At 58.3% G+C, this 25,880-nt stretch carries 23 protein-coding genes; 21 read left to right on the plus strand and 2 right to left on the minus strand.

Going from position 1 to position 25,880, the window contains the following annotated elements:
• Positions 1-5 precede the first annotated feature (5 nt).
• From NE850_RS18705 to NE850_RS18720, 5 genes are all read left to right on the plus strand, one after another.
• A complete protein-coding gene (locus NE850_RS18705) occupies positions 6-470 on the plus strand; it encodes a hypothetical protein (protein ID WP_310699161.1) in 465 nt (154 codons plus the stop codon).
• Positions 460-1,206, plus strand: a complete 747-nt coding sequence (gene phbB / locus NE850_RS18710) for an acetoacetyl-CoA reductase (protein ID WP_310699162.1) — start codon at positions 460-462, stop codon at positions 1,204-1,206. The genes NE850_RS18705 and phbB overlap by 11 nt, the downstream gene beginning before the upstream one ends.
• 355 nt (positions 1,207-1,561) lie before the next feature.
• Entirely contained in the window at positions 1,562-4,048 is a 2,487-nt protein-coding gene (locus tag NE850_RS18715) for a glucose/quinate/shikimate family membrane-bound PQQ-dependent dehydrogenase (RefSeq protein ID WP_310699163.1), read from the plus strand.
• Between the two features lie 348 nt (positions 4,049-4,396).
• A complete protein-coding gene (locus tag NE850_RS39505) occupies positions 4,397-4,843 on the plus strand; it encodes a hypothetical protein (RefSeq protein WP_405044860.1) in 447 nt (148 codons plus the stop codon).
• Positions 4,844-4,892: 49 nt separating this feature from the next.
• Positions 4,893-5,360, plus strand: coding sequence for a RidA family protein (locus NE850_RS18720; protein ID WP_310699164.1), 468 nt, complete (start codon positions 4,893-4,895; stop codon positions 5,358-5,360).
• Between the two features lie 635 nt (positions 5,361-5,995).
• On the opposite strand, the gene NE850_RS18725 is transcribed toward NE850_RS18720, so the two are convergent.
• Positions 5,996-7,087 (minus strand): alkene reductase, encoded by a 1,092-nt coding sequence (locus tag NE850_RS18725; RefSeq protein WP_310699165.1) that lies wholly within the window; start codon positions 7,085-7,087, stop codon positions 5,996-5,998.
• A 125-nt stretch (positions 7,088-7,212) separates the two neighbouring features.
• Between NE850_RS18725 and NE850_RS18730 the strand changes: the two genes are divergently transcribed.
• Positions 7,213-8,154: a LysR family transcriptional regulator gene (locus tag NE850_RS18730; protein ID WP_310699166.1), complete on the plus strand. Its 942-nt coding sequence runs from the start codon at positions 7,213-7,215 to the stop codon at positions 8,152-8,154.
• A gap of 219 nt (positions 8,155-8,373) precedes the next feature.
• Here the strand turns inward: NE850_RS18730 and NE850_RS18735 are convergent, their stop codons facing one another.
• Positions 8,374-9,096 carry a helix-turn-helix domain-containing protein gene (locus NE850_RS18735; RefSeq protein WP_310699167.1) on the minus strand — a complete coding sequence of 241 codons (723 nt, stop codon included), beginning with the start codon at positions 9,094-9,096 and terminating at the stop codon, positions 8,374-8,376.
• 547 nt (positions 9,097-9,643) lie between these two features.
• Here NE850_RS18735 and NE850_RS18740 point away from each other — a divergent pair.
• The 15 genes from NE850_RS18740 (at position 9,644) to NE850_RS18810 (ending at position 25,871) form a co-directional block, all read left to right on the plus strand.
• On the plus strand, positions 9,644-10,723 hold the full coding sequence (locus NE850_RS18740; RefSeq protein ID WP_310699168.1) for an acyl-CoA dehydrogenase: 1,080 nt from the start codon (positions 9,644-9,646) through the stop codon (positions 10,721-10,723).
• Between the two features lie 38 nt (positions 10,724-10,761).
• Positions 10,762-11,907, plus strand: a complete 1,146-nt coding sequence (locus tag NE850_RS18745) for an acyl-CoA dehydrogenase (protein WP_310699169.1) — start codon at positions 10,762-10,764, stop codon at positions 11,905-11,907.
• Between the two features lie 136 nt (positions 11,908-12,043).
• A complete protein-coding gene (locus NE850_RS18750; protein ID WP_310699170.1) occupies positions 12,044-12,793 on the plus strand; it encodes an electron transfer flavoprotein subunit beta/FixA family protein in 750 nt (249 codons plus the stop codon).
• Between the two features lie 13 nt (positions 12,794-12,806).
• Positions 12,807-13,751 carry an FAD-binding protein gene (locus tag NE850_RS18755; RefSeq protein ID WP_310699171.1) on the plus strand — a complete coding sequence of 315 codons (945 nt, stop codon included), beginning with the start codon at positions 12,807-12,809 and terminating at the stop codon, positions 13,749-13,751.
• A 221-nt stretch (positions 13,752-13,972) separates the two neighbouring features.
• Entirely contained in the window at positions 13,973-15,169 is a 1,197-nt protein-coding gene (locus tag NE850_RS18760) for a CaiB/BaiF CoA-transferase family protein (RefSeq protein ID WP_310699172.1), read from the plus strand.
• A gap of 85 nt (positions 15,170-15,254) precedes the next feature.
• Positions 15,255-15,782, plus strand: a complete 528-nt coding sequence (locus NE850_RS18765) for a MarR family transcriptional regulator (protein WP_310699173.1) — start codon at positions 15,255-15,257, stop codon at positions 15,780-15,782.
• 69 nt (positions 15,783-15,851) lie between these two features.
• A complete protein-coding gene (locus tag NE850_RS18770; protein ID WP_310699174.1) occupies positions 15,852-16,994 on the plus strand; it encodes an acyl-CoA dehydrogenase family protein in 1,143 nt (380 codons plus the stop codon).
• Positions 16,995-17,008: 14 nt separating this feature from the next.
• Positions 17,009-17,884 carry an SDR family oxidoreductase gene (locus tag NE850_RS18775; protein WP_310699175.1) on the plus strand — a complete coding sequence of 292 codons (876 nt, stop codon included), beginning with the start codon at positions 17,009-17,011 and terminating at the stop codon, positions 17,882-17,884.
• Between the two features lie 89 nt (positions 17,885-17,973).
• Entirely contained in the window at positions 17,974-18,786 is an 813-nt protein-coding gene (locus NE850_RS18780) for an enoyl-CoA hydratase/isomerase family protein (protein ID WP_310699176.1), read from the plus strand.
• A gap of 185 nt (positions 18,787-18,971) precedes the next feature.
• Entirely contained in the window at positions 18,972-19,394 is a 423-nt protein-coding gene (locus NE850_RS18785; protein ID WP_310699177.1) for a PaaI family thioesterase, read from the plus strand.
• Between the two features lie 57 nt (positions 19,395-19,451).
• Positions 19,452-20,228, plus strand: a complete 777-nt coding sequence (locus NE850_RS18790; protein WP_310699178.1) for an SDR family oxidoreductase — start codon at positions 19,452-19,454, stop codon at positions 20,226-20,228.
• Positions 20,229-20,273: 45 nt separating this feature from the next.
• Positions 20,274-21,065, plus strand: a complete 792-nt coding sequence (locus NE850_RS18795; protein ID WP_310699179.1) for an enoyl-CoA hydratase-related protein — start codon at positions 20,274-20,276, stop codon at positions 21,063-21,065.
• 42 nt (positions 21,066-21,107) lie between these two features.
• Positions 21,108-22,664, plus strand: a complete 1,557-nt coding sequence (locus tag NE850_RS18800; RefSeq protein ID WP_310699180.1) for a long-chain-fatty-acid--CoA ligase — start codon at positions 21,108-21,110, stop codon at positions 22,662-22,664.
• A gap of 893 nt (positions 22,665-23,557) precedes the next feature.
• On the plus strand, positions 23,558-25,234 hold the full coding sequence (locus NE850_RS18805; RefSeq protein ID WP_310699181.1) for an electron transfer flavoprotein-ubiquinone oxidoreductase: 1,677 nt from the start codon (positions 23,558-23,560) through the stop codon (positions 25,232-25,234).
• Positions 25,235-25,670: 436 nt separating this feature from the next.
• Positions 25,671-25,871 carry an SMR family transporter gene (locus NE850_RS18810; RefSeq protein WP_310699182.1) on the plus strand — a complete coding sequence of 67 codons (201 nt, stop codon included), beginning with the start codon at positions 25,671-25,673 and terminating at the stop codon, positions 25,869-25,871.
• The last annotated feature ends 9 nt before the right edge of the window (positions 25,872-25,880 follow it).

The following is a 25,880-nucleotide window of genomic DNA, read 5'->3' on the forward strand; positions in this document are numbered from 1 at the left end:
ATGCCATGAGCGAAGAAAGAATCAATATCCTGCTGGAACTGTACAAGGCCAATACGCTCTTTTTTGGGCAGGTCGCGGCGCTGGCCCACCAGGCGGGCCAGCAATGGCAAAGCGAGAGTCAGCGGGCTATCGCCACGGCCGTTGCCGAGTCTGGGGCGGAACTGAAGGAGTTGCTTGAAGCAAAGGATCTTCCTGCGCTGCTGGCGTCCCAGACCGGCATCGCCAGCCGCCGCTGGGAGAAATATCAAGGCTCGGTCCAGGCGGCGCTATTGGCCAGCGCTGGCAGTCCTGATGCCGTGGTCAGGAAACTGGCCGAAGCCTTCGGGGACTGGCAGCGGCGGGTGAGCGAGGTTACCGGCACCGCCGTCCCTGCGGCTGGCGTATGGTTTGGCTATCCGAATCCGTTCCAGCAATTCTGGAGCAACGTCGCTGACGGAAACGGTGCGAAGGAGGGGCACGGTGCAAAATGAGCGGACTGCCCTCGTCACTGGAGGGCTCGGTGGCCTTGGCGCGGCCATCAGCCGGAGCCTGGCCGACGCCGGCCATACGGTTCTCGTTACGCACTCGGTCGGCAACGACCGTATCGGGTCGTGGATGCAGCAGCAGGCCGATGCCGGATACACGTTTCATGCGTATGCGGTCGATGTATCAGAGTACGACTCATGCCAGCAATTGGCAAAATCGATTCATGCCGAAGGACGGCACGTCGACATTCTCGTCAACAACGCCGGGGTCGTGCGGGACGGGACTTTCCGCAAGCTGACCAGAACGAGCTGGGATACCGTGCTGCGCACGAACCTGGACTCCGTGTTCAACGTGACCAAGCCGTTTGTGGACGGCATGCTTGAACGCGGGTGGGGGCGCATCATCAATATCTCATCGATCAATGGCTCCAAGGGGCAGTTCGGGCAGAGCAACTATGCAGCGGCCAAGGCCGGTATGCATGGCTTCACGAAGTCGCTCGCGCTCGAAGTGGCTCGCAAGGGGGTGACGGTGAATACGGTGTCGCCGGGCTATCTCGACACGAAGATGCTCGACGCCGTGCCGAAGGAGGTGCTCGAATCGCAGATCATCGCGCAGATTCCGGTTGGCCGGCTCGGCCAACCTGAGGAGATCGCTGCGCTGATCGCATTCATCGCGAGTGACGCGGCCGGGTTCATGACCGGCAGCAACATCTCGATGAATGGCGGGCAGCACATGTACTGACCGGTCTTGCGTCTTTGAACCGGGCTCGCAGAATCGCGCTTGCCACACGATGCTGTACGTGCCTGGCACGACATACCACCTTGGCGCGTGCACGGTCCTGTCCGGCAGGGTGCGTACGTGCGCAATAGCAGCCAGGAAACGCTCTTCGTATTTGCGATGCCGCGTGACTACGGCCCAGGTACAGCCCGATGGACGGCGGATCGCAGACGGGCGCGCACGTCGGGATGACGGGTCCATTCTAGCCTCGGACAGTTGAGGTATACACGCGCTTTGTGCTTCCCTCCGTGCGGGATCAGTCAGGTTCGACTGATCCGCAGACACGCGCATCCTGTTTTTCCATCTCAAGGAGTTTGCTATGAATTCCACTGTACCGGTGGAGAAATCGCTAACCGGACTTCGTGTTTCGGCCACGCTATTTCTCCTTATCGGGCTCTTCACGGCTGTGGGTGGGCTCAAACTCGTCAGCCTCGGCGGGTCATCCTATTACCTGACTGCAGGTGCGGCGATCGTCCTTACCAGCCTGCTGATGTTCGCCGCCCGGCGTGGTGCATTGTGGGTATTCGCGCTGTTCGTTTTCGGGAGCACGGTCTGGGCGTTGTTCGAAGTGCAACTGGACTGGTGGCAACTGCTGCCGCGTCTTGACGTCTGGTTTGTCATGGGACTGTGGATGCTGCTGCCGTTCGTGCGAGGCCGGATCGCCGCGTCAGGTGACAGCAGCGCGAGTGCCCTGCTTGTGGCCGCGCTCGCGTGCGCGGCGATGGCTGGCATTGTGAGCCTGTTCATCGACCCGTACAGCGTCGAGGGGCAACTCGGTCGCACCAGCACGGACGTTAGCGATGCCGCGCCGCCTCAGCCAGAGGGTGACTGGCAGGGGTGGGGACACTCGGCGTTCGGACAGCGTTATTCCCCGCTCGCGCAGATTACGCCGGACAATGCCGACAAGCTGCAACTCGCGTGGAGCTTCCGTACTGGCGACGTGGCCGGCCCCAACGACCCGAGCGAAACTACCTATGAAGACACGCCGCTGAAAGTCGGTAACATGCTTTACGTGTGCACGCCGCACAGCCGCGTGATCGCGCTCGACGCGACCACGGGCAAGCAGTTGTGGGACTTCGATCCGAAAATCCGGAGCCCCACGGGTACCTTCAGGAAGTGGGAGCACATGACCTGTCGTGGCGTCGCGTACTACGACGAAACCGCCTATGCTGCATCGGCGGGGACGGGTGTAGCTGCGGGCGCGAGTGGTGTCTCCGTGACTGCCTTTTTGAGCGATACGACCGCCTCTGCCGTTGCGTCGGCAACGGCGTTTGCCCAACCATCGACCGGTAGTGCCTGTCCGCATCGGCTGTTCCTGCCGACGGCTGATGCGCGTCTGATCGCCCTGAATGCAGACACTGGCAAAGTCTGCGAGGGTTTCGGCGACAAGGGCACAGTCAGTCTGCTGACGAAGGATCTCAATGGCCATGTGCTACCAGGTGGCTACTATTCGACGTCTCCGCCCGCAGTCACGCGTAATCTGGTGATCATCGGCGGGCACGTGACCGACAACTACTCGACCGACGAACCATCGGGCGTCGTGCGTGCGTTCGACGTGAATGACGGCCACCTCGTGTGGAACTGGGATGCGGGCAATCCCGACGAGACCGAGCCGCTGCCGCCCGGCAAGATGTATGTGCACAACTCCCCGAACATGTGGTCGGTGATGAGCGTGGACGAAAAGAACGGCCTCGTGTACTTGCCGCTTGGTAACCAGATGCCGGACCAGTGGGGCGGTAACCGCACGCCTGAATCGGAGAAGTTCAGCGCTGGCGTTGTCGCATTGCATATTGCCACCGGCAAGGTTGCGTGGAACTATCAGTTCACGCACCATGATCTGTGGGATATGGATGTGGGCGGCCAGCCGACACTTACTGATATCAAGACGGCCGATGGTGTTCGACCTGCACTGCTTGCGAGCACCAAGCAAGGCTCAATCTATGTGCTGAATCGGCTGACCGGTAAGCCGATCGTGCCGATCCGCGAGATTCCGCGTCCGCCGACGACGATCCCCGATGACCACGCGTCGCCAACGCAACCGCTGTCCGACATCAACTTCACGCCGCCGCCGCTGACGGAATCGTCGATGTGGGGCACGACACCGTTCGACATGCTCTATTGCCGGATCAAGTTCAGGTCGCTGCGTTATGACGGTGCGTTCACGCCGCCCTCGCTGCACGGCTCAATCGTCTTTCCCGGCAATTTCGGCGTGTTCGACTGGGGTGGCATCGCGGTGGATCCGGTGCGCCAGATCGCGCTCGTCAATCCGGACGCGATGGCGTTCTACGACACGCTGATTCCGCGCCACAAGGTGGATGGCTTCGGCGAGTCGACGAGCGAAACGGCGGGTGTGCATCCGAACACCGGTGCTCCTTATGCCGTGTCGATGTCGCCGCTGCTCGCGCCGTGGGGGATACCGTGCCAGGCACCACCGTGGGGTTACGTGGCTGCCGTCGACCTGACCACAAACAAGGTGATCTGGAAACACAAGAACGGGACGGTTCGCGACAGTGCACCGCTACCGATTCCGATGCCGCTTGGTGTGCCATCGCTGGGCGGAATGGTGACCACGGCAGGGGGCGTCACCTTCCTTGGTGGGACCATCGATTACTACCTGCGAGCCTATGACGTAAGTAACGGCAAACAGCTCTGGGAAGGGCGTCTGCCCGCGGGTGGTCAGGCGAACCCGATGAGCTACATGGGGGCGGACGGGCGTCAGTACGTGCTGATCGTGGCTGGAGGCCATGGTTCGCTCGGCACCAGGCAGGGCGACTACGTGATGGCGTACGCGTTGCCTGGACCGTAAGACGTATTTCGGGCATTGATGTTTGAGAAAGCGGTGCGCTCTGGCGTGCCGCTTTCGTTTTCTCAACGGATGCCTGTGCGTCCTTACATCTGATCTTCAAATCGTCTTTACGTTCGTCCCGCTCATGGCGCGCGAACGTCTGCTGTGCATCCTTCGCATGCGGGAGTTGCCAGGCTGTGTGTACGCAGCCACGTTCTGTGCGCTATGCATGCGGATGCATAGCGCGTTCGATGGCGTGGCCGATGCGGGGATCTTCTATCGCAGCCAGTCATCTCCATTTTCCCAGAACGTTATCTGTGTCAGGTTCCGCTGCTTCCCTACTTTGGAAGCACCCTGATTGGTCCGGTTATGGGCTGTGCAGAGGGGGCATTCGATGATGCGATCGAATTGCTGCGGACTGGTCGTCGTGCTAGGGGTGATGCGCTATTGCACGAACGCATTGCGGAAAGTGCAGTGGAGTTGTCGTCTGCACAGAGTCTTTATGAATCGGTGATCGCGACACTCCACACAGCCGGATCGGAGTTCCGGGCGTTAACGGTGGGAGAGATCAGGACCTTGCGGCGGAATCGCGCTTATCTCGTAAAACTATGTCTGAAATCGGTCGGCCGGATGCTCCGCGAGCTAAGGACCGCAGGCATCCAGAGTGCAAGCCCCATTCAAAGGCACTGGCGGGATCTCCAGGTCATGGCCGCGCACATAGACGTTGACTGGGATATTGCGATGACCGAGTACGGGGCCTATATGCTTGAAGATCAGCATGCCCCCTGCACGAACGTTCCCTATCGGACAATTTAAGCCACAGAAGATGACCTAGGCGAACTCTTTTGACTCGCGCTTCGAGAGCGTGCAATCGAAGTTTGGTATTGCTTTCGATGAGAGAGACATCCTCCCAGCCGGCAATTACGCGCTCTACAGCAGGCATGGAAATGACATCCATCTAAGTGGTCAGCTTCCCAAGCTTGGTTCCCGGGTGCTGACAACCGGAACGATAGGGGGCGACGTCTCTGTCAAGACGGGAAAATGGGCTGCAGGGATTTGTGCCTTGCGCGCACTGGCAATACTTCGACATGCATTGGGCAGTCTGGGTTCGGTCGAGAGGATTGTCTGTATCACCGTGTACATGCAGTGCTCGCAGAATTTTGAAAGGCATAGTGAAATCGCCGATGGTGCGTCGGATGTACTGAACTTCGTTTTGCAGGATCGTTGGCCTCATGCCCGCACATCACTCGGCGGATTGGTTCTGCCTCGAAATGCTGCGGTAGAGTTGGAACTGACTGCGATCGCGAATAGCGAAGCGCTTCGGCTGGTCTGATGTGATGGCCGGTTGATACGTGCGTTGTGCAGGGTTTCGGATTACGGTCGCATGATACGAAGGCAACCAACTGAGTCGAGAATGAGATGAAACTGTCTGGTCTGTTACGACACCGCGCCATAGTGCTTCTCTGGAGCGGATTGGCCATATCAGCGATAGGAGATGAGCTTTTTACCGTCGCAGTGTCGTGGTTGGCGGTCGGCATTGCTGGAGCGGAGGCGAGCTGGCTCAACGCCCTGCGGGGAGGGGCGGCCCTTCTGGGGGCGCTACTTGGCGGAATCTGGGCCGAACGCTGGGATCACCGGGACACGATGATCGGTGCCGACCTGCCAAGGGCAGTACTGGCAGTGTTGCCAGTCGTTGCGATCAGCTTCGGGCTGCGGCACCTATGGGTATTGGCCGTTCCCGTTACGCTGGCAGGCAGCCCAGCGCTCCCGCAATCATCGTCAGATAAGCCAAGTCACCCAGCAAATCGAGGGATTGAGAAACCTGACGGTGCCAGCCGGTATAGATGAAATATTGCAATCCGGCATGGCCAGGAAAAGCGCATCGGTCGTCACGTGCAAGACAAGAGCACGACAGACGATCGTGGGTCATTGTTCGTCAGGCCCAGTCAGGGACCGAAGCCGCCGGTATCATGCGTTCTCGGGCAACACACCTGATATCTTCGCTTCCGTTCGCAGGGCCGGATAGTCGATGTAGCCTTCCGCCCCACCTCCCTGGAGCTTGTCGAAGACAGGCTCGTTCAATGGTGCGCCCGTGCGCAGTCGCTCGGGAAGGTCAGGATTGGCCAGAAACCCTAGGCCGAAGCCGATGGCGTCTGCCAATTTGTTATCGAGCGCTGCCTGAGCCTGTTCGACTGTGAATTTTTCATTCGCGACGTACACGCCACCGAACTCGTGCTTGAGCGTGGCTCCGATCGAATCATCAGCGACATGTTCACGAGCCATCAGAAAAGCCAGTTTGCGCTGCCTGGCTTGCCGGGCGACGTAGGTGAAAGTCCCGAGCAAATCCGAGTCCCCCATGCTGTGAAGATCAGCCCGCGGGGCTAGGTGCAAGCCAACGCGATCCGGGCCCCACACGGAGATCGCTGCATCGACGACCTCGAACATCAGGCGGGCGCGGTTTGCGACCGGTCCGCCATACTCGTCGGTGCGGTGGTTGGTGCTGTCTTGCAGGAACTGATCGAGCAGATAGCCGTTGGCACCGTGCAACTCGACGCCATCGAAGCCCGCTGCCTGGGCATTTTTTGCGGCAGTCCTGAAATCCTGGACGAGCGCAGCTATTTCCTCGACGCGTAATGCGCGCGGAACGGCATAGGGCCGCTCGGGGCGCAGCCGGCTAACAGTGCCCTGGGCCGCAATCGCACTCGGCGCCACCGGTGCCTGGCCGCCGAGAAAAGATGGATCGGAGATCCGGCCGACGTGCCACAACTGAACCATGATTCGGCCACCTGCACGATGCACGGCGTCGGTGACGATCTTCCAGCCCGCGACCTGCTGGGAATTCCAGATCCCCGGAGTGTCTTCGTAGCCCGCACTGGAAGGGCTGATATCGGTCGCTTCCGTAATGATAAGACCGGCGCTGGCGCGCTGTGCATAATAGTCAGCCATCAGGGCGTTCGGCACGCGACCCGTGCTTGCGCGAGAACGGGTCATCGGGGACATCAGGATGCGATTGGGCAAATCCAGATCGCCAATGCGGATTGGATCGAAAAGAGTCGGCACTGAAGTTCCTTTGGTTTTGTGGAATAGGCAAGCGGGCTGGCCTGCAGTGAGAAAACAGGATATGACTTTTCCGAAGGATTGATAATCTGGTAAAAGTGAAATGCACTTAACACCCTGAGTGAGAGATGGCCATGCTGGACCGGTTTAATGGATTGCAAGTACTTTTGAAGGTTGCCGAACTCGGCAATATGTCGGCGGCCGCTCGTGCGTTGAAAATGTCACCGACGATGGTCACCAGACACATTGCGGCACAGGAGGAGCGCCTGGGCGTCCGCCTCCTGCATCGAACGACACGGCGCGTGACCCTGACCGAGGCCGGTCGCGCCTATCGGGACGCGGCTGAACGAATCGTCAGTGAACTGGAGGAGGCCGAGGCGGCTGCCGCAGCCAACCAGGTCACCTTGCGTGGCCTGTTGCGCGTCAGCGCACCGGTTTCGTTTGGAACACGAGAGATTGCCCCGTTTCTGGCCGGGTTCTCCAGGCTGTTTCCGGAACTGACGGTCGATCTCGGCCTCAACGATCGTGTCGTCGATCTTGTCGATGAGGGCTGGGATATGGCCATTCGGATCGGTCGCCTCGCAGACTCGACACTTGTCGCCCGCAAGCTTGCGCGATACGGAATGCTGCTTTGTGCATCACCCGCATATCTCGCCGAACACGGCACACCGACCCGCGTCGTCGAGCTGTCCCGGCACCAATGTCTTGGTTATACGCTGTCCCAACTGGTCGGCCCGGATTTCTGGTCGTTCAGGGAAGACGGCCAGATCAAGGTGCCGATTTCCGGCCATTTGCGCACGAGCAATTGTGACGTCTTGGTGGCTGCTGCCGTCGCTGGACAAGGCCTGATCTATCAACCGACCTATATCGTGTCCGATGCTATCTGCGCGGGGACATTGGTTGCGCTCGAAGTCGACTATCCCCCAATCGCCATGGGCGGCGTCTTTGCGGTCTATCCACCGTCCAGCAGGGTTCCCGCCAGGGTGCGTGCCTTCATCGACTACATGGCGGAACAATATGCCGGCGTTCCGCCATGGGAAAAGAGAATGGGCGTCGGGCTTGAACGGTGAGAAAGATATGGTCAACGGTGTAGCGGTCAGCCGTGGCAGGAGTCCGGTGAATGGTTGCATGCACGACCGCTTCCTCGGTCATGTGCTGGATCATGAAGGTAAGGTTGCAGTATGTGGTGACGTCGGTGAGATCAGTTACGGGGAGCCGGATGTACGGGCGGAGCGCCTGCCCATCCAGGCTCGAACGTATGCTCATTGCTTTCCGATAACACGGTCTTCCTATCGAGTCTTGACAGGTTGTGGCCTACGGCCTGCTTTTCGAAGCACGGCGGCGGAGGTTTTATGCTTCGCTGTATTTATCTTTGCAGGCAGGCTCGGCGCCGGATTACAGGTGGGGGCACCTAACATCCCGACCATGGAATCAACAAAATTTTCGAAAGGATCGGTTCTGTCCCATATCGAATCGCCTTGCGAGTCGGAATCCGCAAAAGCTTCATAAGCTGCGAGAAAGCCAGTCATGGACCAGAAGAAAAAGACTACCCGCTGATTGACTACATCAGGTGGCAGTGCGGTAAGAAAGCCGCGCATATGACAGAGTGCGCGGTCGTACTCGTTGTAGTGCATTTCTCGCGTCAACGCACGCAGCATCTGCGTACGGGTTTGCAGCACCATGGCGAGGAATCGCGCGGTATGTGGAACGCTACCGTCCGGACTGTTCGAAAGCGGCCACGCAACGAGTGCGCTAACGACTTCGCGCAATGACGTAGGGCCACCACTGGCTTCGATTTTTGCAAGACGCGCGCCCCATAAGGCGTTGGCATCTCCCATGGCATCACAGATAACCTGACGGATCAGTTCTTCTTTTGAGCGAAAGTAGTAGTTCAACGAGCCGGGGTTTTTAAGTGCCGCAGCCGCGACGATGTCGCGCACGGTTACGCCCTCTATTCCTACCTGGGAGAAGAGTCGCTGCGCCGCCAGTTTGATTCGTTCGCTAGTATCCATCGGTTGTCAATGAGAGGTATTTCTGCTCTGCCGTCACGTCAGGCAAAGGATTCAGTGAGCATGAAAGTGCCGGCTGCTGCGTCGCGGCTACGCGGTTGCCTATGGCGATGCGCTCGCAGGTGCCGGCAGGGGGGCCTCAAGTGAGAACCCTTCAACGGCATCTCCGGTGTCACCGACAAGGTCAGGTACTGGTGGTGCCAGGCGATTTTATCAGTTCGTTCAGCCTCGCCGGCACTCGTGCTTATTCCGTGACCGGGTCGTCGATCAGCGGATGGTATCCCGCTGGCACCGGCAACGGCCTTTGCCTTGCAGCAATGACACTGTTATGGAGGGTGGTGCTGCTGTGCGCACGTCGTGCGGAGCCCGTATTGCGATTCGATGTCAGAAACCCGCGTCGTTCACGGGCAAGCCAATTAAAGCATTGGCCCTGTTGACGATTGTATAAAACAAATGTTCTTGACATCTGTTTCATCGACGTCGAGAATGTCTCCCACGTTGTGCAGTTTTTTTGTTGCACAGGCTTCGACAACAGCAGCGGACAGGGAACATGATTTCATTCGAACTGACTGAGGAGCAGGCCATTGCGCAGGCAAGCGTCCGGGAGTTTGCAGTTGAGGTGCTGCTACCGGTCGCGCAGCTGGCAGACGACGAGGCTGCGCTGGAGCGATCAACGCTCGACAAGCTCTGGCGGCTGGGTATCGTTCAATCGCGGGCCGACGCCAGCGAGCCGGATGCCGCAATAATGAGCGCGCTCCTGCTCGAAGAGCTCGCCCGCGGGGATGCAAGCGCGGCGACTGCTGTGGCTTCGTCGCTGGGCTTTGTCGCCGCTATCGTGGAGCAGGGAACGGCCGCGCAGAAAGAGCGATTTCTCCCGTTGTTCCTGGATAACCAGTTCCAGGCGGCCGCCGTGCTGCTACTCGAGCCGTCTGTCGCATTCAGTGGCACCAGGTTGGCTACGCGTGCGGAAAAGACCGCGGATGGTTATGTAATCAACGGCCTCAAGAACTTCGTGCCGCTCGTTGACGATTGCAAACACTTTCTGGTCTTGGCTGAAAGCGCTGGCGCACACGTGGCTCTTATCGTGGAAGCGGACGCCGAGGGTGTTGAGTGCCGGCACGCATATGCGACGCTGGGCTTGCGGGGGCTGCGGGCGGGCGACGTGACGTTCAACGACGTGTTGGTGCCGTTCCAGAACAGTCTTGGTGAAAACGCGGGTTGCAATGTGGACCGGCTGATCGACGCGTCACGGACTGCCATCAGCTCAATCCTCACCGGCGTGAGCTCCAGCGTACTCGAATACGTACAGCCTTATACGAAAGAACGGATAGCCCATGGCGAAGCACTCGCCAGGAAACAGACGATCGCATTTCGCATTGCGGATATGCACATGAAGATCGAAGCGATGCGATGGATGTACTGGAGAGCAGCACGCTCGCTTGACCTTCGCGCTTCGACGACGCGCCTATGCCGGCTTGCGCAGGTATATGCCAGCCAGCAGGCCATGTGGGTCGCCGACGAAGGCCTCCAGATGTTTGGCGGTCACGGCTTTACGCGCGATTACCCCCTCGAAATGTGGTATCGCAATGTGCGTACGTTGTCGTTGCTGGATGGCATGGTCGGCGTTTGACGTCGACGTTTGGGACGGACTGGCACAGGAATGGTGAGATGATCGATTTCGAACTGTCGGACGGCGACAAGACGCTCGTCAACGAGGCGCGCGAACAGGCGCTGATCGCGCGCAATTACGCGCGCTATTACGATAAGCATGAGGATGAAGTGCCGCCGCGTGAACTTCCGGAAGCCCAAGGGCGCCCGGATCCCTTTGCGCAGCGCTTGCTGATGGACGGCGAGATCAGCGGCAAGGCGGTTGTTGAAGCACTGCTGCACATGGAGTTCTTCCGCGGTGATGTTGTCCCGTTGCGCATTCCCAGGATCAGCCTGGGTAACTATGTACTGGAAAGTGTCGGTAGCCCGGAACAAATCGAGAAATGGGGCAAATCGCGCATTGCGATCGGCATCACCGAGCCTGGCGCTGGCTCCGACCCTTCGAGGATTACGACTTCAGCGATCTATGACCAGGCCGCTGATGAGTGGATCATCAATGGCGAGAAGATTTTTATTACGTTTGCTGAAGATGCCGACGCAGTGATCGTCTTCACGAAGCTAAAAAACAAGGAAGGCAGGTCGTCCTACACCACCTTTCTTGTAGAGAAAGGCACGCCAGGCTTTAGCGTCGGTCCTCAGGTTAAAAAAATGGGGATTCGTGCCGAGGACACCGCCAATCTGATTTTCCAGGACTGCAGGGTACCGGGTTTCAACCACGTCAAGGCTGACTTCAAGGCGGTCTTCGAAGTGTTCAATTTCTCGCGGCCGATCGTGGCAGCGTTTGGTCTTGGCACTTCGCGCGCGCTGCTCGATTTTACCCTGGAAAAGCTTGCCGAGGTTGGCATTACGCCAGATTACCGCAGTAGCATCGGAACCCAATCGGCGATTACAGAGCGCCTATTGCGGCTGGAGGCCGAGTACGAAGCGGCCTGGCTGGCTGTCATGCGCGCCAAATGGCTCGAGGATCGCAAAGGCAGGGTCAAGGTTGAGGCGTCCATGGCCAAGGCGATGGGTGGCATGGCGGCGCGAAAGATAACTCAGGAATGTCTGGAGTTGCTCGGGCCGGTATCGTTGACCGAAGCCGATCTGGCAGAGAAATGGTTCAGGGACGCAAGAATCTCCGATATCTACGAAGGACCGGGTGAAGTGCAGCGTCTTCTGATTGCTCGACATCTGCTCGGATACTCGCAGGAGGAGTTGCGTTAGGCAGAAGTATTGTCGTGCAGTCGTATTTCGTCTTCCTGTGTATCAGGGGGACAGGACTGTCTCCACGAATCCTCTGGAGGCAGGCGATGGATTCCAGTGCGTCAGGGCAATATCTGCGTTCTTCGAGAGAGCTGGTATGAAAATTCTGGTGGCAGTGAAGCGTGTAGTTGATGCGAATGTGAAGGCACAGGTGAAGTCGGACGGCGCGGGTATCGACATTGCCAATGTGAAGATGTCGATGAACCCGTTCGACGAGATCGCTGTGGAAGAGGCGGTGCGTCTGAAGGAAGCGGGCGTGGCGACTGAAGTCATTGCGGTTTCGGCAGGCGTGACGCAGTCGCAGGAAACGCTGCGCACGGCGCTGGCGATTGGCGCGGATCGCGCCATCCTGATCGAGTCTTCGGAAGAACTGCAGCCGCTGGCTGTCGCCAAGCTGCTCAAGGCGCTGGTCGACAAGGAGCAGCCTTCGCTGATCATCCTCGGCAAGCAGGCGATTGACGACGATTCGAACCAGACCGGCCAGATGCTGGCCGCTTTGGCGAATCTGCCGCAGGCGACGTTCGCGTCGAAAGTGGTTGTTGCGGATGGCAAGGCGACGGTCTCGCGTGAAGTGGATGGTGGTGCGGAAACGCTGTCGCTGACTTTGCCAGCGGTCGTCACGACCGACCTGCGTCTGAACGAGCCGCGCTACGTGACGCTGCCGAACATCATGAAGGCGAAGAAGAAGCCGCTGGAAACGATCAAGCCTTCAGACCTTGGCGTGGATGTGACGCCGCGCCTGAAGACGCTGAAGGTCGTCGAGCCTGCGAAGCGTAGCGCCGGCGTGAAGGTCGCCGACGTGAAGACGCTGGTCGAGAAGCTGAAGACCGAAGCCAAGGTGCTGTAAGGAGACGGACGAAATGACGATTCTAGTAATTGCGGAACACGATAACGCGTCGCTGAAAGCGTCGACGTTGAATACGGTTGCTGCGGCGGCTGAAGTTGGCAAACTCGTTGGTGGCGATGTCCACGTGCTGGTCTCGGGTCACAACGCGCAAGCTGCGGCTGATGCGGCGGCCAAGATTGCAGGCCTTTCGAAGGTACTGCTGGCCGACGCGCCGCAACTCGAAGCAGGCCTCGCGGAAAACGTTGAAGCCACGGTGCTGAACATTGCGAAGGACTACTCGCACATCCTCGCGCCTGCAACGGCTTACGGCAAGAACATTGCGCCGCGTATTGCAGCGAAGCTGGACGTTGCGCAGATCAGCGATATCACTGCAGTAGACAGCGCCGATACCTTCGAGCGTCCCATCTACGCAGGCAACGCCATCGCCACCGTTCAGTCTCAGGATCCGATCAAGGTCATCACGGTGCGTGCAACGGGCTTTGACCCGGTGGCAGCAGAAGGCGGCAGCGCGACGGTCGAGAAGATCGAAGCCGCAGCCGACAGCGGCCTGTCGCAGTTCGTGAGCCGCGAAGTGACGAAGCTGGACCGTCCGGAATTGACCTCGGCGTCGATCATCGTGTCGGGCGGTCGTGGTCTGGGCAGCGGCCAGAATTACACGAAGGTGCTAGAACCGCTGGCGGACAAGCTCAACGCAGCACTCGGTGCCTCGCGCGCTGCGGTGGACGCCGGCTTCGTCCCGAACGACTATCAGGTCGGACAGACCGGCAAGATCGTCGCGCCGCAACTGTATGTCGCGGTCGGCATCTCGGGCGCTATCCAGCATCTGGCCGGCATGAAAGACTCGAAGGTGATCGTGGCGATCAACAAGGACCCGGAAGCGCCGATTTTCAGCGTGGCCGATTACGGTCTGGTGGGCGACCTGTTCAACCTGGTGCCGCAGCTGGTTGCTGTTCTTTAGAGCTGTCTGCTCAAGCTGTTGCGGGTCAACCTGGGCGAACAATGATTTTCGCCTTCCGATTCGCTTGCAGACACCAGGCCGATCTGTCTTGCGTAGGCAAACCTGGAAGGAGCGAGCCTACGATTATCGGGCGATCGGCCATGAGAGTGTCAACGGGGCGCGCATTCAGACAACATCGAAGACCGGATGCAGGTTTTGCTGGGGGAGCGGAGGCGACGGGCATGGCTGGGCCATTACATGGTGTAACGGTGATTGAATTTGCCGGAATTGGTCCGGGACCTTTCGCGTGCATGATGCTCGCTGACATGGGTGCCCAAGTGATCCGCATAGACCGTGTTCCAACTGGCGAAAACAGGGCGGTTGACACATTGACGCGCAATGACGGCATAGTCGACCGTGGACGCCGTTCTGTCGCCCTGAATTTGAAGGACGGTCGCGGAGTCGAGGCGGTATTGCGACTGGTAGCCTCCGCAGACATTCTGGTCGAGGGATTTCGGCCTGGCGTGGCGGAAAAACTTGGCTTCGGACCGGACGTTTGTCACGCACGCAATGCGAAGCTGATATACGGGCGCATGACCGGATGGGGACAAACAGGACCGCTGGCACACGCTGCCGGGCATGACATCAACTATATTTCCCTGTCTGGTGCACTTTACGCGATGGGGAGTCTTGACCGACCACCTTCGCCGCCGCTAAATCTGGTCGGCGATTATGGCGGGGGTGGGATGCTCCTCGCGCTTGGAACAGTATCAGCACTCTACGAAGCACGGAAGAGTGGCATTGGCCAGGTAGTGGATGCTGCGATGTCGGATGGTACGGCGACACTCATGGCCATGATGTATAGCCTGCGCGCCAAGGGACAATGGCGAGATCGTCGTGAGACGAATTTCGTGGATGGCTCGGCGCATTTCTATGCGGTATATGAGTGTGCGGACGGTAAATACGTGTCGGTGGGAGCGATTGAACCGCAGTTCTACAGGAAATTACTGGAAGCGTGCGCGATCGACGACGCACACTTCCAGCAGCAGTGGGCCGTCGAGGATTGGCCCAGGCTCAAAAAGAAACTAGGAGCGGTCTTCCGTACCCGCACGCGTGACGAGTGGTGTCAGTTGCTGGAGGGAAGCGATGCATGCTTCGCGCCGGTACTTGATATGACTGAAGCACCGTTTCACCGGCACAACGTAGCGCGCGGCACATTCGTTGAGTCGGGCGGCGTGATTCAACCCGCGCCAGCTCCGCAGTTCAGCCGCACACCCAGTGAGGTTCCACCGCCGGCTCCTTTGGCGGGTCGGGATAGCCTGCAATTGCTAAAAGAGGTTGGCTATAACGACGACGAACTCGCTGCCATGTCGCGTGACGCGGTGGTCTACCAGCAAACAGCTGGAAACGGCGGCAGTCAAGCCGCGCGCATCGTTTAGCTCCACAGAACCGCGACGAATGAACTTGACATTGAGCTAGATAGTTCTAATATAGTTTATATATAAACTATATCGATATCATTTCATGAAAGGTAACCAACGTCTGGCTGCGGTAGCGCGAAGCACGGCACCGATGGCCGGAGCATTGCCGGATCTGCCCATGCCGGAAACGGAAATGGTTCGTCTTATCCGCATATGCGTCAACGGGCTGGGAGACTTTTTTGACCCGGTCTTTCGCAAGCTGGAGCTGACCGAGAATTCGTTTCATGTGCTGTGCCTGCTGATGGCCAGCGAAGGCGGTCGGGCTTCGCCAAGTGAGTTGAGCGAACTGGTCGGAACAAGCCGCGCAAATATGACCCGGATTCTCGACATGCTGGTGAGTGATGGACTTGCGTCTCGCGTTCTGGAAACGCGGGACGCAAGGCGACACGCAATTCATATAACGCGTGCTGGCCGGAAAGTCGCAACTGAAGCGGTACCGAGATTAATCGAGCCGCTGAAGCGGGCTTTCTCGGACCTGAGTCCCGAAGAATTTGCGACGCTCGAAAAGTTGTTGCGCAAGAGCATATTGTCATTTGACAAAGGCGCCCAGCCTCTTCGCAATGTGGGCTGACAGCGTCGCTGTACCACAGGTCATAAAGAGTGCCGGGCAGGGTGAACCAACCGATGTGAGGAGGTGTACGTGATTCTGAGTCCAGATCAACGAGCGATGCAGGACGCGGCCAGGCGATTTTCGCGCGAACGTCTGTTGCCTACGTATCAACAGCGAGAACGCGAACGCCGGATCGATCGTTCACTTCTGCGCGAGATGGGGCAACTGGGTCTCATCGGGCTGGACTTGCCCAGTCAGTACGGTGGCATTGATGCGGATGCAGTCACCACTGGACTTGTTATTGAAGAGCTGGCATATGGCGATTTCAACGTTGGGGCACTTGCAGTTGTTTCCTCGCTTTGTGCCGCAGTCCTGGTTCGAAATGCATCGGCCGTTGTAATGGATACCTGGTTGCCCCGGGTGACAAAGGGGGAGGCGATTCTGGCTCTTGCTGTTACCGAGCCACAAGCCGGTTCGGATGCAAGCGCTATCAGGTTACGGGCAACACGATCGGATGATCACTACGTGCTTGATGGTGAAAAGACGTCGATCACTTACGCTGACTGGGCGGATGCATTTGTGGTTTTTGCACGGACGGGAGAAATCAGCGACGGTGCCAAAGGGGTGACGGCTTTCCTGGTACCTGCTGATTCCGCCGGTATGCGCGCTACCCGTTTCGATGATGTCGGCAGTCATGCTTCCGGTCGGGGATCGTTGTTTTTCGACGAGGTCCGGGTTCCGGTTAGCCACCGGCTTGGGCCGGAAGGCCGGGGGTTTACGGAAGTGATGGCCGGCTTCGACTATAGCCGTGCACTCATTGCCCTGCAGTGTGTTGGTGCAGCACAGGCATCCGTTGACGAGGCCTGGGCCTACACCCGGGAGCGTGAAGCCTTCGGTGGTCCCATCAGTCGATTCCAGGGGGTCACATTCCCTCTGGTCGAGGGCGAAACGCTGCTGGCGGCCGGTCGTCAACTGGCATACCACGCTTTGGCATTGAGAGATGCCGGCCTGCCTCACACCGCCGAGGCCGCGATGGTGAAGTGGTTTTGCCCCAGAACCGCCTTCGACGTGATCCATCAATGCCTGCTCACCTTCGGTCACTACGGCTGGACCCTGGATCTTCCCCATCAGCAGCGTTTGCGGGATGTCATGGGTCTGGAAATCGGTGATGGCACTGCCGGGATCATGAAGCTGATTGTCGCGCGCTCACGCGTAGGTAAAGTGGCCACGTAAACCCAGGATGTCGAATGAAATATCAATCCGTATTTGCTGAAGGCCTTTTCGAAGGCCACACCGTGATCGTGACTGGCGGCGGAAGCGGCATTGGCCGCTGTACAGCGCATGAACTCGCCGCGCTCGGTGCCAACGTTGCGCTTGTTGGGCGCGACCCGGAGAAGCTGGACAAGGTTCGTCGTGAAATCATTGAAGATGGCGGAACCGCAAGCGGGTACGCGTGCGATATTCGGGATGAGTCCGCCGTCATTTCCACGATAGAAGCAATCCTGTCTGAACATGGCCGCATTGACGCTTTGGTGAACAATGCCGGAGGGCAATACCGTGCGGAGATGAAAACTATCTCGACCAAGGGCTTCGAAGCAGTCGTTCGGAACAACCTCACCGGTGGGTTCATCTTCATGCGCGAAGTTTATACGCGCTGGATGGAGCACCATGGTGGTGCCATTGTCAACATGATCGCTGACATATGGCATGGCTGGCCCAACTTCGCGCATTCCGCAGCTTCGCGGGGCGGTATGCATACGTTGAGTGAAACCGCTGCATCTGAATGGGCAGCCGCCGGCGTTCGCGTGAATACGGTTGCCCCGGGCAGTATCGCGTCAAGCGGCCTCGATACTTACGATCCCAGGCATCGCGCGTATATACAGAATGAAATTGCGGCAGAAGTTCCTCTGCAGCGTTTCGGTACCGAATCAGAGGTTGCTGCAGCCATTGTTTTTCTTCTGTCGCCAGCGGCGGCGTACATCACAGGCTCGTGTATCCGTATTGACGGCGGCGGCCCTAATGCCCGACCCATGTGGGCGAAGCTCGCGCCTTCTGACAGAAGCCAGCCATTCAATGGCTTTCATCGGGCGATACTGCCGGAGATTCTTTCCCCGCGGGATTAATCAGGTTATATGGCGAAGGATCATGACTTTGATCTACCGGACGATTTCCTGAATTTAAAGTTTATTTGAGAATATAGAGGAAGCAAGACATGTCGGACAAGGTGCTATATCAAAAGAAGGGCGCGGTTGCCTACATCACATTGAACCGTCCTGAAGTCAAGAATGCAATTGACCTGGACGTCCACCACCGGCTACGCGAAATATGGACGGATTTCCGTGACGACCCGGAATTGCGGGTTGCGATCCTGACGGGCACGGGGGACTCTTTCTGCGCAGGTGCGGACTTGCGTACGCACGTTCCGGAGTGGGACGGTGTCGGTCCGAGTTTGGGCCGTGACAAGCTGCTCGATGGATTCGCCGGTGGTCTCACGCGTGGTTTGCATCGGATCTACAAGCCGGTGATTGCGGCTTGTAACGGCTGGGTGCTGGGCGGTGGCCTGGAACTGGCAATGGCCTGCGATATCAGAATCGCGTCAGAGCGCGCCCAGTTCGGCTCGTTTGAACTGCGCCGCGGTATGCACCCGGCCGATGGCGGCATCGTACGCCTCGTCAACACCTGTGGGGTTGGTATTGCACTCGAGATGGAGCTGACCGGCGAGCCGATCAACGCGCAGCGCGCGCTTGCGGCGAACATGATATCGAAGGTTGTTGCGCATGACGAGTTGATGGCGGCAGCTGACGATCTGGTCTCTCGCATTTTGCGCAATGACCGGCGTGCGGTTGAATCCGCGAAGGAAACGATCTTCGAAGTAGTTGGCCGAACGCTCGACGAACAACTGAAGGTCGAATGTCTCTATGGCTACGCGCTGTGCGGGGGAAATCCAGAGCTCGTCAAGCGGTCGAGGGAGTTCCTCGAAAAAAGTGACCGTGGCCGCGCCGGCGTCAATGCGACGCCTCTCTAGGGCTTCCGGGAACAAGTCGGCCGGACACTTTGCGGGGCTTCGTACCGATACGCCCGCATGTTCCGTCGGCGCAGGCGACCGTCGCGGATACTTGATGCAGCGCGCGGTATGAAGAAAGCCGTCCCTGGGATTCGTACGGAAAGCAGTATTAACAGGGTCGTCGCTTTGCAGAAAAGGATCGTGCGATGGAAGATGCAGTGCCGACTGGATTTAAACTGGTTTCGTTAGGAGCCGCATTCATGAGTCAGTTCGGGCCACTGTATTTGTGCTCCGAAACCAGCACCCTTGCATTCCGGGTCGCGCCAAATCATCTGAATCCGGTTGATATGTGCCACGGCGGTGCAATGGCCACTTTTGCAGATTTGCAGGTTATCGCAATTCGACCAGGTGCCGACAGGGCGGACCAGCATTCACCAACCATAAGCCTGTCTGTGGACTATCTTGCACCAGCGCGATTGGGCGCCTGGGTCGAGGCGGACGTTACGCTGGTTAAATCGACGCGAACGATGATCTTTACACAGGCATTGATTGCCGTGGACGGCAACATCGTTGCCCGTTCGTCCGCCATATATCGAAAATATGGTGATCTTTGCCTGCCTGTTGTCTGAAGGGCGGTCATTCGCTTCATCCGGGCGCATGAACAACAACGAAGGAGACATACCCACATGAACACGAAACCGATTTCGGAATACGGGGCCATCATTCTTGGGGGCACTGCCGGTGTCGGTCTTGAGACCGCTGCGCAGTTCGCCGAACAAGGGGCTCGCATCGTGCTGCTGGGACGCAATCCACAGCGAGGCGCAGTAGCATGCGATGTTGTCCGGGGCAGGAGTCCAAATGCCGATGTGGAATTCATCCAGGTCGACGCAACGGATCCGGGCGACCTGGTCAGGGCCGAGCGCGCGGCCCGCGCCCGATTGGGCGCAGTAGACGTGCTGGTCTGTACGACTGGCCCCAGTCGACCTCCCGCGCTGTTGCACAACATCGCGGTCGAGGATTTCAAGCCACGTCTCGAAGAAATCATCCTCCCACCGTTGTACATGATGCATGCTGTTCTTCCCACCATGCGCGCGCAGAAAAGCGGTTCCATCATCAACGTTGCCTCGGACGCGGCGAAGGTGGCTACGCCTGGTGAAACTCTGATAGGCGCGGCGATGGCGGCAATCATCATGTTCTCACGCGCCGCTGCTCTGGAAGTGAAGCGTGAGGGTGTTCGCATCAACATTCTCACGCCTTCGCTGATTGCAGGTACGCCAGGCGCTGCCCTCATAGCTGCAGATCCTTTTGCATCTAGGATGTTCGCGAAGGCCGCTGACATGGCGCACCTGGGCGTTGCCGATGCACAGGATCTCGCAGCGATGGCAGTCTACCTGGCCGGACCGGCGGCGCGACGCATCACAGGGCAGGCGATCAGCATCAACGGCGGCATATCCGTTGCCTGAGTCGTGTCCCCAGCGCGCGGGCCACTACGGAAACAAGGAGACGCGATGATGAACTATGAAACGCTCGAGTTAGTAGTGAGCGAGGGAGTAGCGAGCCTCACTCTGAATCAGCCAGATCAGGGCAATCCGTTGAACGCAGCATGCTGTCGTGAGTTTTGCCATGTCGCAAATGAACTGGCCAGTCGCGACGATGTTCGGGCCGTGCTTCTGCGTGCGCGTGGCAGGCATTTCAGTGTAGGTGGAGATGTCAGTCTGTTCTCCCAGGATCTTGACGCCATGGCGGGCGCCGTTCTGCACGGTACCTCAGTACTACACATGGGAATAGCCCGCCTCATGAGGTTGAACGCGCCACTCGTGGCTTGTGTTCACGGGGCGGCCATGGGCGGAGCGCTTGCAATCCTCTCCAACTTCGATGTTGTCTATAGCGCCCCCTCCGCACGTTTCGGTGCGGCCTACGCACAACTCGGTTTTACCTGCGATCTGGGCGCGTCCTTCGGGCTTGCATCCCGGATGGGACTTGCCCGCGCCCGGCGGTTCCTGCTGCTCGGAGAGATCCTTGACGCTGACGAAGCAGGGCGTACCGGTCTGGTCGACTACGTGATGGCTGACACTGAGGTTAATGCCCAGGCTGAGGCTGCTGCTGTCCGGCTCAGTCGCGGGCCGACCCGAGCCTATGGGGAAATTCGCCGATTGATGGCCCGATCTCTGGGACAAGCCTTCGAAGCGCAGCTCGAAGACGAAGCACAAGCCTTTGCAAGGGCTGCGGCTACGCAGGATGCACGCGAAGGCATTACCGCTTTCGTAGAGAAGCGAAGTCCGATCTTCAACGGTCGCTGATTGGATTTTGTTGTCCCTGTTAACTTGAAACGGAGAGAGGACGTGTGGTTATTTTCTGAAATCAGGAGCCTGGGTGATATCCCAAGGCATTATGCTAGGACCATTCCGGAAAAACCGGCGCTTATCGACGCTGACGGAACGGTATCCTTCGCGGAGCTTGATGCAAGATCGAATCGTCTAGCCAATGCATTGGTGAGGATGGGTATCGAACCGGGGGCACGCGTAGCGTTCCTCGGCAGGAATTCGAGTCGTTTTTTCGAAGTTTGGTTTGGCGTCAACAAGGCCGCCCTGGCGCTCGTTCCGCTGAACTGGCGTCTGGCTGTTGTGGAAATGGCAGCGATAGTGGAAGACGCGTCTCCTGCGCTGATCATCACCGACCGCGAATACGAAGGAATCGCGGAAATCGTCCGCAAGTCGAGCACGCGCGAATGTCGCAGCATTGTTTTCGATTCAACGAGTCCAGGCACGTCAGGGCTGGATGAGTTGATGAATGCCTGCCACCCGGCCGACCCTGCAATCCAGGTGGACCCGTGGCAGATCGCCTGCCTGATGTATACGTCCGGAACGACGGGCAGACCTAAGGGCGTTCAACTGTCTCATCAGGGCTACCTTTACTTACGCCTGTGCGAGCACCTGGATTCCTCGCTCAAATATGACGTGAATGATGTGATGCTGACGGTGATGCCGCTGTTCCATGCGATGGGCACCGGCTTGTCGTTGCAGGCGCTCTACAACGGGGCGGCCGTTGCCGTCTATTCGATGCCCGAGCCTGGCGAACTGATCAAACTGATCGCGCGTGATCGACCAACCATTTTGCCGCTGGTCCCCACGGTCATTCAAATGCTCTTGGAGCATCCGGATGCAGCCGTCGCGGACTATTCGTCAGTGCGTTTCGTGATATGTGCCGGTTCGCCGATTGGTTCGCATTTACTGTCCCGCGCCATCCGCGCAATGCAGTGTGATTTCATCCAGTTTTATGGGGCGACAGAGACCAGCACCGGAGTTACTTTCCTGAGGCCTGAACAGCATCGGCTTGATGACGAGGCAAAGCTGAGATCCTGTGGCAGTCCGCTTCCTTTGGTCGAAATCAAGGTGGTCGATGCCAAAGGTAAGGAAGTACCCAATGGACAGGTTGGAGAGCTTCTCATCCGTTCACCATCACTTGCAACGGGCTATTTTAATCAACCGGAACTGACGGCGGCAACATTCGGAAGCGGCTGGTATCGATCGGGTGATGGCGGCTACCGGGATGCGGAGGGGTTCTTTTACATTGTTGACCGTCTTAAGGACATGATCATCAGTGGTGGGGAAAATGTCTACTCGGCAGAGGTGGAGCAGGCGCTTCAAAGACTTCCGGGAGTTGACTTGTGCGCAGCGGTCGGATTGCCGGATGAAAAGTGGGGAGAAAGAGTGGTTGCGGCAATAGTCCTCGCTCCTTCCGCAACCTTGTCAAAGGAAGAGGTGATCTCGCATTGCCGCGGTTTGATTGCCGGATACAAGGTGCCGAAACAGGTAGAGTTCGTGCAATCGATGCCGATGACGTCAACCGGCAAGGTGATGAAGCGGGCGCTCCGGGATCTGCTGCTGAAAGACAGCTGACATGAATTAAAATATATTGACTTGTTTTATATGAATTAGTAGTCGATATATAAAATATTGGAGACGGTCTTGCCCAGATTGCCGGGTTAGATCCTTAAAAAGGAGGTTGCAATGTTCCGCGTTTCTCGCGTGAAGGTTGTCATGCGTTCGTTGAGTTGTGTTTCTCTTTAAGAAAATCGATTTTCTTCGAACTCTCGTCGTTGTTCATGTTTATATCGATGAACGCCCGCGCAGCCGAAGATATAACTTACGGTGGGCCGCGAGGCGGAACCGATATCGGTGGTACTTACCTTCCACCAGAAACCGGATTTTACGGACTGGCCCTCGGATGGGCCAGCGTCAAGGGTGCTACGGTAAGGGTCCCGCTGTTGTCTCGCCGGCAGACACTGCAGGGTTGGCGAAGCTGATAGCAGGATGTACGAAGTCAGGCGTTTCCGTGGGGGATCTCGCCGCGCTGACCTGGCTACCTTGATGTGGCATGGCGAAGTCTCGCGATCTGCTGCTTTACGGAACGCTCGTCGGCGAGGGTGTCGAGCGTGCGGCGTAGTGATCGCTATGACGAGTGAAGGGTTGCTGCTGGACAGGCATATGCAGTTTGAGCCGCAAGCTCCCGGGTGGCAGGTCCGGGCGAATTACTGGTGGTGGGATTGCTGCCGTCAGCATCCGCAGATCACCACGACCGGTAGTCGGGATCGTTTGATGTGTCCGACAGCTTATTCATCGGCATATGGTCGAAGGTCTGGATACGTTGGGAATAGTTTTCAGGTTTGATGCGAAGACGTAAACTCAACGCATGCCTGAACCTGGTGGAGGGACGCGGAGTTGGAGTATTGGAGCATCGTGCGAGCCCGGGTCGGGTGGCATTACGGATAACATCAAATCATCGCAACCAGATGAATCAGCTAAATCAGCAATACATGCAGCACGATGCTCGCGAGTCGATGGAATATGACGTGGTGATCGTCGGCGGCGGCCCCGCCGGCCTGTCCGCGGCCATCGGTCTGAAGCAGCTGGCGCAGGACAAGGGCGTCGAGATCGGCGTCTGCGTACTGGAAAAGGGCTCGGACATCGGGGCGCACATCCTCTCCGGCGCGGTCATGGACCCCCGCGCGCTGAACGAACTGATTCCGGACTGGAAGGAAAAAGGCGCGCCGCTGGATGTCGAAGTGAGCGAAGACCGCTTCCTGTTCCTGTCGGAAAGCGGCGCGAAGAGCGTGCCGAACTGGGCGCTGCCGGATAACTTCAAGAATCACGGCAACTATGTCATCAGCCTGGCCAACGTCACACGCTGGCTGGGCCAGCAGGCTGAGGCACTGGGCGTCGAGATTTTTCCGGGCTTCCCGGCCGCAGAAATCCTGTACAACGACGATGGTTCGGTCAAAGGCGTCGCGACCGGCAATCTCGGGATCGGCAAGGATGGTCAGCCTACCGAGAATTTCCAGCTCGGCATGGAGCTGCACGCGAAATACACGCTGTTCTGCGAAGGCGCGCGTGGTCATCTGGGCCGTCAGCTCAATGACAAGTTCAAGCTGCGCGACGGCGTCGATCCGCAGGTCTACGGCATTGGTATCAAGGAACTGTGGGAAATCGATCCGGCCAGACACAAGCCGGGTCTCGTGATCCACACGGCCGGCTGGCCCTTGGAGTCCGACACTTACGGCGGCTCGTTCCTCTATCACATGGACAACAACCAGGTGATGGTGGGCTTCGTGGTGGGTCTGGGGTACTCGAATCCGTACCTCTCGCCATTCGAGGAGTTCCAGCGCTACAAGACACATCCTTCGATTCGTGCGTTCCTCGAAGGCGGCAAGCGCGTGTCCTACGGCGCCCGGGCTATTGCTGCCGGTGGCCTGATGTCACTGCCGAAGCTCGTGTTCCCGGGCGGCGCGCTGGTGGGCGACGACGCAGGCTTCCTGAACGCGTCGCGCATCAAGGGTTCGCACGCTGCGATCAAGACCGGCATGCTGGCCGCCGAAGCGGCCTTCGATGCCGTGCAGGCAGGCCGTCAGGCGGACGCGCTCAACGCCTATCCGGAAGCATTCAAGACGTCATGGCTGCACAACGAACTGTACCGCGCCCGCAACTTCAAGCAGTGGATGAGCAAGGGCCTGTACCTGGGCACGTTGATGGTGGGGATTGAGCAGAAACTGCTGGGCGGCAACGTGCCGTGGACGCTGCATCACCAGCATTCGGATCATGAGATGTTGCGGCCCGCGTCGCAATGCAAGCCAATCGTCTATCCGAAGCCGGATGGCAAGCTGACGTTCGACCGGCTATCTTCCGTGTTCATTTCGAACACGAATCACGAAGAGAACCAGCCGGCTCACCTGACGCTGAAAGATCCTTCAGTGCCGGTGAACGTGAACCTGCACACCTATGCGGGGCCCGAGGCGCGTTACTGCCCGGCAGCCGTGTACGAGTTCGTCAAGAGCGATGACGGCAACGAACGGCTGGTGATCAACGCGCAGAACTGCGTGCACTGCAAGACCTGCGACATCAAGGACCCGACGCAGAATATCGTGTGGGTCACGCCGGAAGGTGGCGGCGGGCCGAATTATCCGAATATGTGATTGAAGCACACAGCGCCGGTTTTGAATTCGTTATCTTAAGGTTGATGTGACGGTTGTCTGCCACAGCGACGCCTGATGTCCCACTCAGATGATTCACGCACACCACGGATTCCGGAATGGCTACCCCAACTGTCTGTGAGGCGATACTCCGTGGGTGCGGTTGGCAGTTACATTGCATGCAGGCCTTGCAGGGAGACCGAAGCCGAGGATCGTTCAAGAGGCAATTTGATGAACGGAATGCGCGTCTCGCTGGTCAATGCACAGCCAGCTCAAATGCCGAAAAGTAAATCAAGCACATGAGACAAATGACATGACAAAAACAGATAGCGGCTGCCTTGCGATCCTCTGCCTCTTGTACTAATCTAACCGCATCCGGGGTACCGCAGTCATTCTCTTCTCAACGTTCGGTATAAACGCTGGAGTAGTGAGGATTTGTATGCCCGCGATTCAAATCGCATGGATTCTTCTCGGTGTCAGCGTCACTGCTGAAGTGCTCGGCACCATCGGCCTCAAAATCTCTGTTGGATTTACTCATCCCCTGCCGACGGCTTTCACCGTTGCTCGCTATACCGGTGCAGTCTGGCTCATGGCGATTTCCACGAAGCATATTGAGATCGGTATGCATCCTATCTCTTGATAGAGATAG

This window comes from Paraburkholderia sp. USG1 (genome assembly GCF_031570135.1).
Classification (GTDB): Bacteria; Pseudomonadota; Gammaproteobacteria; order Burkholderiales; family Burkholderiaceae; genus Paraburkholderia; species Paraburkholderia dioscoreae.

What these genes read in the sequence shown, in the direction of transcription:
- NE850_RS18705 (WP_310699161.1), top strand. Translation starts at nt 6, where the DNA reads ATGAGCGAAGAAAGAATCAATATCCTGCTGGAACTGTACAAGGCCAAT.
- NE850_RS18715 (WP_310699163.1), top strand. Translation starts at nt 1,562, where the DNA reads ATGAATTCCACTGTACCGGTGGAGAAATCGCTAACCGGACTTCGTGTT.
- NE850_RS39505 (WP_405044860.1), top strand. Translation starts at nt 4,397, where the DNA reads ATGGGCTGTGCAGAGGGGGCATTCGATGATGCGATCGAATTGCTGCGG.
- NE850_RS18730 (WP_310699166.1), top strand. Translation starts at nt 7,213, where the DNA reads ATGGCCATGCTGGACCGGTTTAATGGATTGCAAGTACTTTTGAAGGTT.
- NE850_RS18735 (WP_310699167.1), bottom strand. Translation starts at nt 9,096, where the DNA reads ATGGATACTAGCGAACGAATCAAACTGGCGGCGCAGCGACTCTTCTCC.
- NE850_RS18740 (WP_310699168.1), top strand. Translation starts at nt 9,644, where the DNA reads ATGATTTCATTCGAACTGACTGAGGAGCAGGCCATTGCGCAGGCAAGC.
- NE850_RS18745 (WP_310699169.1), top strand. Translation starts at nt 10,762, where the DNA reads ATGATCGATTTCGAACTGTCGGACGGCGACAAGACGCTCGTCAACGAG.
- NE850_RS18750 (WP_310699170.1), top strand. Translation starts at nt 12,044, where the DNA reads ATGAAAATTCTGGTGGCAGTGAAGCGTGTAGTTGATGCGAATGTGAAG.
- NE850_RS18755 (WP_310699171.1), top strand. Translation starts at nt 12,807, where the DNA reads ATGACGATTCTAGTAATTGCGGAACACGATAACGCGTCGCTGAAAGCG.
- NE850_RS18760 (WP_310699172.1), top strand. Translation starts at nt 13,973, where the DNA reads ATGGCTGGGCCATTACATGGTGTAACGGTGATTGAATTTGCCGGAATT.
- NE850_RS18765 (WP_310699173.1), top strand. Translation starts at nt 15,255, where the DNA reads ATGAAAGGTAACCAACGTCTGGCTGCGGTAGCGCGAAGCACGGCACCG.
- NE850_RS18775 (WP_310699175.1), top strand. Translation starts at nt 17,009, where the DNA reads ATGAAATATCAATCCGTATTTGCTGAAGGCCTTTTCGAAGGCCACACC.
- NE850_RS18780 (WP_310699176.1), top strand. Translation starts at nt 17,974, where the DNA reads ATGTCGGACAAGGTGCTATATCAAAAGAAGGGCGCGGTTGCCTACATC.
- NE850_RS18785 (WP_310699177.1), top strand. Translation starts at nt 18,972, where the DNA reads ATGGAAGATGCAGTGCCGACTGGATTTAAACTGGTTTCGTTAGGAGCC.
- NE850_RS18790 (WP_310699178.1), top strand. Translation starts at nt 19,452, where the DNA reads ATGAACACGAAACCGATTTCGGAATACGGGGCCATCATTCTTGGGGGC.
- NE850_RS18795 (WP_310699179.1), top strand. Translation starts at nt 20,274, where the DNA reads ATGATGAACTATGAAACGCTCGAGTTAGTAGTGAGCGAGGGAGTAGCG.
- NE850_RS18805 (WP_310699181.1), top strand. Translation starts at nt 23,558, where the DNA reads ATGAATCAGCTAAATCAGCAATACATGCAGCACGATGCTCGCGAGTCG.
- NE850_RS18810 (WP_310699182.1), top strand. Translation starts at nt 25,671, where the DNA reads ATGCCCGCGATTCAAATCGCATGGATTCTTCTCGGTGTCAGCGTCACT.